Source organism: Cysteiniphilum sp. 19S12-1 (assembly GCF_052030685.1).
In the GTDB taxonomy this organism is placed as follows: Bacteria; Pseudomonadota; Gammaproteobacteria; order Francisellales; family Francisellaceae; genus Caedibacter.
In genome coordinates, this window is record NZ_JBQAJM010000048.1 from 1 (window position 1) to 8,804 (window position 8,804).

At 38.1% G+C, this 8,804-nt stretch carries 9 protein-coding genes; 6 read left to right on the forward strand and 3 right to left on the reverse strand.

Features of this window, described 5'->3' with window-relative positions; genetic code table 11:
- Positions 1-65 precede the first annotated feature (65 nt).
- The 3 genes from ACTS4L_RS10680 to ACTS4L_RS10690 all read left to right on the forward strand — a co-directional run bounded on the left by ACTS4L_RS10680 (position 66) and on the right by ACTS4L_RS10690 (position 1,119).
- Complete coding sequence (locus ACTS4L_RS10680; RefSeq protein WP_440652024.1) at positions 66-281, forward strand: hypothetical protein; 216 nt, start codon at positions 66-68, stop codon at positions 279-281.
- A gap of 183 nt (positions 282-464) precedes the next feature.
- The gene (locus ACTS4L_RS10685; RefSeq protein WP_440616197.1) at positions 465-830 is read left to right on the forward strand and encodes a type II toxin-antitoxin system RelE/ParE family toxin; all 366 of its coding nucleotides are present in this window, start codon (positions 465-467) and stop codon (positions 828-830) included.
- Entirely contained in the window at positions 820-1,119 is a 300-nt protein-coding gene (locus tag ACTS4L_RS10690) for a helix-turn-helix domain-containing protein (protein WP_440616199.1), read from the forward strand. Before ACTS4L_RS10685 ends, ACTS4L_RS10690 begins: the two co-directional genes overlap by 11 nt.
- On the opposite strand, the gene rlmKL is transcribed toward ACTS4L_RS10690, so the two are convergent.
- Together rlmKL and ACTS4L_RS10700 are read right to left on the reverse strand one after the other, a co-directional pair.
- Positions 1,099-3,324, reverse strand: a complete 2,226-nt coding sequence (gene rlmKL / locus ACTS4L_RS10695; protein ID WP_440652025.1) for a bifunctional 23S rRNA (guanine(2069)-N(7))-methyltransferase RlmK/23S rRNA (guanine(2445)-N(2))-methyltransferase RlmL — start codon at positions 3,322-3,324, stop codon at positions 1,099-1,101. The two genes, ACTS4L_RS10690 and rlmKL, sit on opposite strands and share 21 nt — an antisense overlap.
- Positions 3,325-3,413: 89 nt before the next feature.
- The gene (locus ACTS4L_RS10700; protein ID WP_440616202.1) at positions 3,414-3,845 is read right to left on the reverse strand and encodes a nuclear transport factor 2 family protein; all 432 of its coding nucleotides are present in this window, start codon (positions 3,843-3,845) and stop codon (positions 3,414-3,416) included.
- Between the two features lie 203 nt (positions 3,846-4,048).
- Between ACTS4L_RS10700 and ACTS4L_RS10705 the strand changes: the two genes are divergently transcribed.
- The 3 genes from ACTS4L_RS10705 to ACTS4L_RS10715 all read left to right on the forward strand — a co-directional run bounded on the left by ACTS4L_RS10705 (position 4,049) and on the right by ACTS4L_RS10715 (position 7,687).
- Complete coding sequence (locus ACTS4L_RS10705; protein WP_440616203.1) at positions 4,049-5,575, forward strand: APC family permease; 1,527 nt, start codon at positions 4,049-4,051, stop codon at positions 5,573-5,575.
- Positions 5,576-5,760: 185 nt separating this feature from the next.
- A complete protein-coding gene (locus ACTS4L_RS10710; RefSeq protein WP_440616204.1) occupies positions 5,761-7,308 on the forward strand; it encodes an APC family permease in 1,548 nt (515 codons plus the stop codon).
- A gap of 73 nt (positions 7,309-7,381) precedes the next feature.
- A complete protein-coding gene (locus tag ACTS4L_RS10715; RefSeq protein WP_440616206.1) occupies positions 7,382-7,687 on the forward strand; it encodes a hypothetical protein in 306 nt (101 codons plus the stop codon).
- Positions 7,688-7,793: 106 nt separating this feature from the next.
- Here ACTS4L_RS10715 and ACTS4L_RS10720 read toward each other — a convergent pair whose 3' ends face one another.
- Positions 7,794-8,735 (reverse strand): MFS transporter, encoded by a 942-nt coding sequence (locus ACTS4L_RS10720; RefSeq protein WP_440616207.1) that lies wholly within the window; start codon positions 8,733-8,735, stop codon positions 7,794-7,796.
- Positions 8,736-8,804: the final 69 nt, after the last annotated feature.

The following is an 8,804-nucleotide window of genomic DNA, read 5'->3' on the forward strand; positions in this document are numbered from 1 at the left end:
CATAAGGAGCGCTGAAACTACGCATTCAGTGCGAGACAAAAACAGCAGTTAAGAGCCATATAAAGTTGGACGTAACAGCTATACAGCGTGCTTTAAACAAGATTTCTAAATCAAAAACAACGATTATTATTGCCCATCGACTGTCAACAATTCGCCATGCCGATATCATCCATGTAATGGATCAAGGGCAAATCATTGAAAGCGGTACGCATCAAGAACTGATAAAGCTCAAAGGGAAATATGCTCAACTTTGGGATATCCAGACAGGTAATATGTATTGATAAAACTAGCCGGCTATGACCATATTACTTTTCACCTTTTCACCTTTTCACCTTTTCACTTTTTCACTTTTTCACTTTTTAAGTAATTAATAACTAGAGTTAGTAAAGTTTAGCTTTGCAGATAACCCCATAAATGATAAAAGTCATCAAAAACTTGACACACATCCATTTGGGTGTATCCTTATGAGAAAAGCAACCTATATTTATGTAATGGATATATATTTTTACAAAACCTCAAATGGCCGTGAGCCTGTGAAAGAGGACATAAATAAGCTACCACGTGATGAAAAGCTGGCTGCATATGCAAGATTTGCTGACATAGAAAAGTATGGCTTTGACTTTGTTAAAGTACAATTTAAACAAATCAAAGGTAAACTTTGGGAAATTAAATATAAGTTTAAGAACCAACATCGCATCCTATATTGCATGCAAGATTCAAATGCTATGGTGTTGCTTCACTATGTGGAGAAAAAAACACAAAAGTTGGAAAGCAAAGATAAGGATATCGCTGAGAAACGAATGAGTGAGGTACTAAGAAATGAAAAATAAACATATTGGATCAAGTGTCCAATCAGCCATCAAAGAGCAAATGGAACATGACAAGCAATTCAGCATAGACTTTGAACAAGAACGCTATATTAATGAAATTGCCCAACTTGCTTATCAGTTAAGAATTGAGTCAGGGCTTAGTCAAAAAGAACTTGCTGAGAAATCAAATACTACACAACAAGTTATTTCTCGCCTTGAAAGCGGCTCTGATACAAGGCTACCCTCTTTTAACCTGCTCTCAAAAATAGCTCATGCACTAGGAAAAAAGCTAACCATTCAATTTAGCTGAAATCTGCCAACAATGGTGAATCGTTGGTCTTCTTAGAAAGTCGCGCGACAAGCATTTATCATCAATATTCTGGCAATTATATTTCGCCTGCAATCCTTCATCAAATTTAAACTTGCGATAGTTATTAGAGAAATACAATACACCATTTCTTGTTAAAAGTCGCATGGCAAGTTCTATTAATTCAACATGATCACGCTGTACATCCAAAACATTTTGCATACGCTTAGAGTTAGAGAATGTTGGCGGATCTAAAAAAATCACATCAAATTGTTTACGCGCTTTAACTGCTTCCTTAAGCCAGACAAAGCAATCAGATTGAACAAATAAATGCTGATCAACATTTAATTTATTCAAGTGTAAATTGCGTTTTCCCCAATCTAGATAGGTCTTTGACATATCCACACTAACCGTTTTGGCACCCATCAATGCTGCATGCACACTTGCCGAGCATGTATAAGAAAATAGGTTTAATAACGTTTTGCCTTTGGCTGCTTTTGCCACGATTTGGCGCATTTTACGGTGATCTAAAAAAAGACCAGTATCTAAATAATCATCAAAATTCACATAAAACAAGGCATCATATTCTTTAACCACATGGAACTTGTCAGTCATTGCCTGCCTTTGATATTGGCTATCACCCTTTTGTCGTTGACGTGTTTTTAAATGAATCTGCTCATACCTAACACCTAATACTTCAGCAATATGATAAACCGCTTGCAACAGACGCTTTTGTGCAAGTTTCTCATCAACGGTTTTCCCAATTTGATATTCTTGTACATGCACATGGGTATTATAAAGATCAACTGCAACGGCATATTCAGGTAAATCAGCGTCATAAATACGGTAACATTCAAGCCCTTGCTGCTGTGCCCATTTTTGAATTTGCTGATAGTTCTTTAATAGCCGATTTTTAAACGCCAAATGGCCATCATCTTGCAAAACTGCATTCTTAGCTTGACGCGTTAATTTCTGTGCTGCAGATTCATGCTGCATCACCCATTGATCTGATACTTCAAATTGATAAAGCATCGTCTCAAGCGCACCATTAAAGAATTTATTAACCTTCATCGATCGTAATCCAAGTGCTCTGACAGGTTCACTTGCGGCACTAAAGATAGACACCTTCCAGCCACTGAAACCACGTATTAATGCCTTGCCAAATCCGCTAAATAATCCCCGTAACTTTTCAGGTCTGCCATGATACAAGCGCTCACCATAAGGAGGATTGGTCAAGATAAATCCGGCTTTTTCATGTGTATCATTACTTAAGTCTCTGACATCCTGCACAAAGACTTCAATCGCACCAGTAAGATCAGCACTTGCTATATTTTGTCGTGCTTTGTCCAATACGCGCATATCATCGTCATAACCAAGTAGAGTTATATTGCTTTTTTCTTTGCCAATATTTTTGCGCATTAACGCTTCTGACTTTAGCGTCTGCCATGCATTATGATCAAAATCACACCAACGCATAAAACAAAACGTACCACGCGCAAGATTTGGCGCAATATCATATGCCATCATTGCCGCTTCAATTAAAATCGTCCCTGAACCACACATTGGATCAATAAAGTTCACTTGATCTTTTTTAAGCTCATCCAGCCAACCACTTTTAACAAGCAATGCAGCTGCGAGGGTTTCCTTCAAGGGCGCCTCACCTTGAGCTAAACGATAACCTCGACGATGTAAACTTTGTCCTGTCAATGACAAATAAATAAATGCCATGCCTTTTTGTAAATGGATATTAATCACAATATCTGGATGCTCTAGATCAACACTTGGGCGTTCATCCATCTGATCACGAAAATAATCAACCACCGCATCCTTTGCTTTTTGCGCAGCAAACTGGGTATTATTAAACACTTGATGTTTACCAGAAACCTCGATTTTAATCGACTGTTTAACATCAAAGAAACTTGCCCAAGGTAAAGAATAAAGTTCATTATAAAAAGCATCCGCACTGTCAAATTTAGCCACATGTAATTTGCGATGCACTTGGTTGGCAAGACGTGACCACAAACAGACCTTATAAGCAGTGGCAAGATCCGCTTCAAACTCAACACCAGCAAGCTTTTCGCGCGCTTCATCAACGCCTAGTGTTAACAGTTCATCTTTTAGTAACAACTCAATGCCTTTAGCACAACTTGCGAAAAAGCTTAATAATTTTGTTTGCGCAACACTCTCGGTTGCTGTTGAAATATCCATTGGAATAGTAATCGCTAAAAATTCAATCTAGCGATTATATCACTTAGAAATGTTTTTGCGGTGTTTAATTGCAAAGCATTTTCACTAAATCAATGTCTAGAACCCAAGTCAGCATCATCCTCTTCACCTTGAATTAAATGTGTCAACTCATCACAAAAAATCAGCTGATCTTCTTTGAACTCAAACATTGCAATCACTTTTGCTTTAATGGTCATGCCATTAACTTTTTGAGCTTCAGGATAATGCACACTGCATACTCTATTACCATCCTCGATCAAGTGCTCAAAATGAATATTCACCTTATTTACAGCTGCTTTTAATGATTTGATATGCGCAAGAAAATCATCAAATTTCAGTACCTTACCATCAACATGTTGTGTGTAATCAGGATGGAAATATTTATGTATATCTGCTTCATCAAACTCATCCTTTTCAAATATTTCCCTAAATATTTTTACTAACTGCGCTTTTTTACTTACGTTATGCTGTTGTGTTTTTTGAATAGATGATTTGTAGTTCATTGTCGTCTCCTTTGGTGTTGATCTATCTCCCGATCTCATTAGCAGTGTATCTTAGTAATAATGATAATATCATATATATTCAGACAATATATTGCTCTTATCGGACACCTTTAAGTCTTAATTTAAACCACATCATACCTTGTCATAAAACTACTTTTCCAATATTATCTAAAAGGTTCTAACCAAATATCAGGGGAGGTAGTATGGAAAAGAAACTAAATCAGCCGGGGCTGTTCTCGGCAATTGCCATTAGTATCGGCACGATGATGGGTAGCGGTTGGCTGTTTGCCTCATATTACGCATCAAAAGCCGCGGGTGGGGCATCCATTTTATCATGGATCATCGGTGCTCTTGCTGTGTTAATCATGGCATTATTGTTAGCAGAAATCGCCATCAAATATCCAGTCAATGGGCTTTTCACACGCTTAATTAGCATTTCACATAACGCACATTTTGGCTTCGTTACTGGCATCTCAAACTGGCTTTTAGGTTTAATTGTCATTCCGTCTGAAGCCATGGCAACCACGCAATATATAGCATCTATCTATAAACCCATGACGCCGTATATATTCGCCAATGGCTCGCTAACCTTAGCTGGTGTTGGCGTGGTTGGTGTGTTTATGTTGATATATACACTGATTAATTATTGGGGAATACACTTTTTTGCAAAGATTAATAACTCTATTACGACACTCAAAATTATTATTCCTATTGTCACTGCTGTTCTTATGCTGCTTGCGGCATTTCATAGCAGCAATTTCACCGCACAAAATGCTAGTTTTATCCCTTTTGGCAATAGTAGTATATTTGGTGCGATTGTCAGTTGTGGTATTTTTTATTCATTCTTTGGATTCCAAACGGCAGTTAGCTTTACCGCGGAGCTTAAAAATCCTAAACGCAATGTGCCAATAGCGTTAATCAGTAGTGTGCTAATTGTTCTTGGTATCTATTTGCTCCTGCAAGTTGCCTTTATTGGCGCGCTACCACCACACATGCTTGATAATGACTGGGCAGGACTTAATTTTGAATCACCGTTAGCACAATTAACTGGTCTTATTGGATTAAATGCCTTGGCGGTTGTTCTATATGCTGACGCTTTTATCAGTCCGTCAGGGACGGGAATTATTTATACTGGTGCGAGCACGCGTATGCTCAATGAGATGGGCAAGCACGGTCAAGTACCTAAAGTTTTTGGCAAAATTAACGAACAAATTGGCATGTCGCGTATTTGCCTGATTTTTACGTTTATTTGCTCATTGGTATTGATTATATTCTTTAGAAACTGGCAGCTGATCGCTTCGTTAACCACTACATTTATTTTGATTTCATGTATTGCATTACCCATTGCCTACAGCAAGCTCAAAGCCAATAAAAATGACCCTTTAACGATAAGCTACTTACCATTTCCACAAGTTTTTTCGTTTGTGATCTTTTTATTCTTAAGCTACTTATTGATGATCTCAGGCATTATCAATTTGGCAGTGGCTTTGATCCTGCATTTGGCCTTTTTTGTAATGTATGCTGGCATGAAAGTCAAAACACACGACAACAAGCTCATCAAGGAAATGATTGTTGGTTCTTGGGGAATTTTCTTATTCTTAGTATTTGAGTTAATTGCTGCCATTATTTACAAGCACTTTGCCAATTACACTGCATTTTACATTATCTTTTTAATATTAAGCGCACTGTTTTATTTCGTGCTTATTACACAGAAATCAGAAGATCATTAAAAACATTTACAAGCAATTACACAACAATACACAAAGTATTTACATAAATGCTTTATGATATTGAAAATATGACCGATTTTGAATCCAACCATAGCAAGCCATCGTAAGGGAGACGGTTGCTTACTGTGAAAGTTGTTACATCATAATGATGTATTTTTAAATAAACACTTAGGGGAGGAATCTTTATGGCTGTTAATACAGATAATATGAAATCACCAGCTTTATTTTCTGCCATCGCCATTGGCGTTGGTTGTATTATTGGCAGTGGCTGGCTTTTCGCATCTTACAATGCCGCAAGAGCAGTAGGTTCAATGGCATTTCTATCTTGGATAATTGGTGCAGTCTTAGCATTAATCTTGGCTTTGCTATTGGCTGAAACCGCAACAATGTTTAAAGAGCGCGCTTTTTTCGCACGCATTCTCACACTATCACATAAGAATACTGACTATGGGTTTGTTGTCGCCATTTCAAATCTAATGGGACTGATTCTGGTAATCCCATCTGAAGCTTCAGCAACTATTCAATATCTTAGTGGTATCTACCCAAGTCTTATGGCAGGCAAAGACTTGTCATTAACTGGTGAGCTATATGTTGTACTTTTGATTGTTGTATATGGTTTGATAAACTTTTGGGGATTACAGATCCTGTCTAAAGTAAATAATGTTATTACGTTATTTAAGCTTATTGTACCACTTGCAACTGGCATCATTATCATTGTCTATGCAGGATGGCATGGTGAGTTTCATGCATCCAACTTCTCATTAAGCGGCTTTCATCAATCTATGGGTGGCATGATTGGTGGCGCAATTGCCACTGTGGTTACTGGTGGCATTTTTTATTCTTTTTATGGCTTTGGCATGATTGCAGTATTTGGTGCCGAGCTTAAAAACCCAAAGCGCAATATTCCGTTAGCACTAATTGGTTGTGTCCTTATCTGTCTGGTTGTCTATCTCATTCTGCAGTTTGCCTTTATCGGTGCCATGCCAACCAAGTATCTTGAGCATGGTTGGCAAAATTTACCTATTTTCTCATCACCATTGGCACAACTTCTTGGTTTAATTGGCGTTAATGTCGCAATGATTTGGGTGCTATATGCCGACTCTGCGATTAGTCCATCAGGCACAGGAGCGCTTTATATGGGCTCAAGCTCACGCATGATCACTGGCATGTCACAAGATGGTCAACTGCCTTCATTCTTTGATCGTATTATTGCTAAATACAATCTATCAAGACGTTCATTAATTACTGTCTTTATCATTGGCGTAATTATGGTGTTTTTCTCTAAAAACTGGCAAAACATCATGATCATGGTTACCGTGTTTCAGCTAATTTCATGCGTTGCTATTCCTGTCGCATTGGCACGCTTACGGAAGTCTGAGCCTCAAGCTGAGCGCGCATTTAAAGTACCTTTTGGTTTATCATTAAGCTATGTCATCTTTCTGGTTGTGTCTTATTTGATGATACAAGCATCGATGAAAGCCGTCCTGTTAGCACTTATTGCGCATATCATTTTATTTGTTGTCTACTCCTTAAGCTACTACAAAAATGACATAAGCAAAATATGGAAATCACTCTGCTCTTCTTGGTCAATTTTCTTTTATTTAGCAATCAGTGTGCCATTTAGTTATTTAATCGATATCAAATCATTTGGTCATTTATATACCTTGATAGCATTCTTAATTGCTTATACTCTAGCTTATATTGTCATGGTTAATCAAAGAAACCATCAGTAATTTCTCCAGCGCATAGACAACTGAGCGTCAAATCACTAAACTTAATCTTACCCTTAAGTGACAAGGCTTATTTATGCGTCAACACATTATATCTATCCTTATTGGTCTTACCTTTATGATGACTGGCTCAGGCTATGCTGATGCAAACTTTGATAAGTCAATGACCTATGCCACGGTTAATACCGTTGTTGCGACAAGCTCCGCAATTGCTTTACAAAAAGCAGGCTTTAAAACCCAAACCTATAATACGCAATATGGTTTAGTGACTACCATTGATGATAACCAAGGTGACGTATCTCAAAAGAATCAAAGTGAACCTAGCACATGGCAAACACAGCAAGAGATATCTCAACAACGCCAAGATTTTATGAGTCAATAAACTGCTATGACCATATCCCAGCCCACCTTGATTGTGTAAACGCTGGCTGAGGGTACGGTGAGCACTTGTGAGTGAATATTTAGCCTTTGCTCAATAAATAAGGTTTTTAGCACTTCCGTTCACGTACAAAACATAAGGTCAATAGTGCTAAGATAATACTTGCAGGCAGAATACTAAAGGCCACTTCATAACTTGACACACTATAGTTTGCACCTAAGACATCCGGTTGCAAGTGATCTAGAATCATGCCAACAAGCCCTTCAAAGGTGCCACCAAATATAGGCTCTCCGGTGTTGATCAATGCTACAGCAGTCGCCATCACCCATAATGGGTTTACCTTGCGTCCGACGACAAAAACCAACATAAATGAGCTAGTCACAATGCCATAGACAAGGCAGGCAATAACTAAAAAGGTTACATTTAAATGCAAATACAAAATAGCCAGCAAAGACACAAAACCAATCAATGTGCAGCAAAACATAATCGGCACACAGCGGATCTTAACCGACAATTTCCCCATAATTGGCGCGCCAATGCCCATACCAATAAAAATACACGAAATAAAGTAACTGGCTTGTGTCGTTGTTAGTGCATATTTCTGGACAAAGAAGCTATTACCCCATAGCCCGCCAAAGGCATCAATCGTCGTAAAGATTAACCCAGAATATGCCATAAGCAACCAATTATTGCGTGAACTGATCACTTTTTTGACCATTTTTAAAATATTTTTTTGCTCATTTTGAGCTGCCTGTTCCTCCGCTAAATTAGCATGCCCCTCTTCAGGGTCATCACGCACAATAAGCCAATACACAATCGCAAAAACCACACCAATAATTGCACAGTAATACAACCCCTCTTGCCAACCAACACTATTAAATAATGCAGATAAAGGCGCTTGCCCAACAACGGCACCAGCCATTGCCGCTGTCAACAATAAACTACTAGCAACAGAGAAGCCTTTTTCATCAAACCATGTTGCCGCTGCTTTCATATAACTCACCGTAGCAAACGCAACACCTAGCCCCATCATCAAACGACCAATACCCAAGTTGGTAAATTTTTGATTATTAAGTATTCAAATCAAACTTTTTTTGCAATTTAACGCCCCTCAAACCCT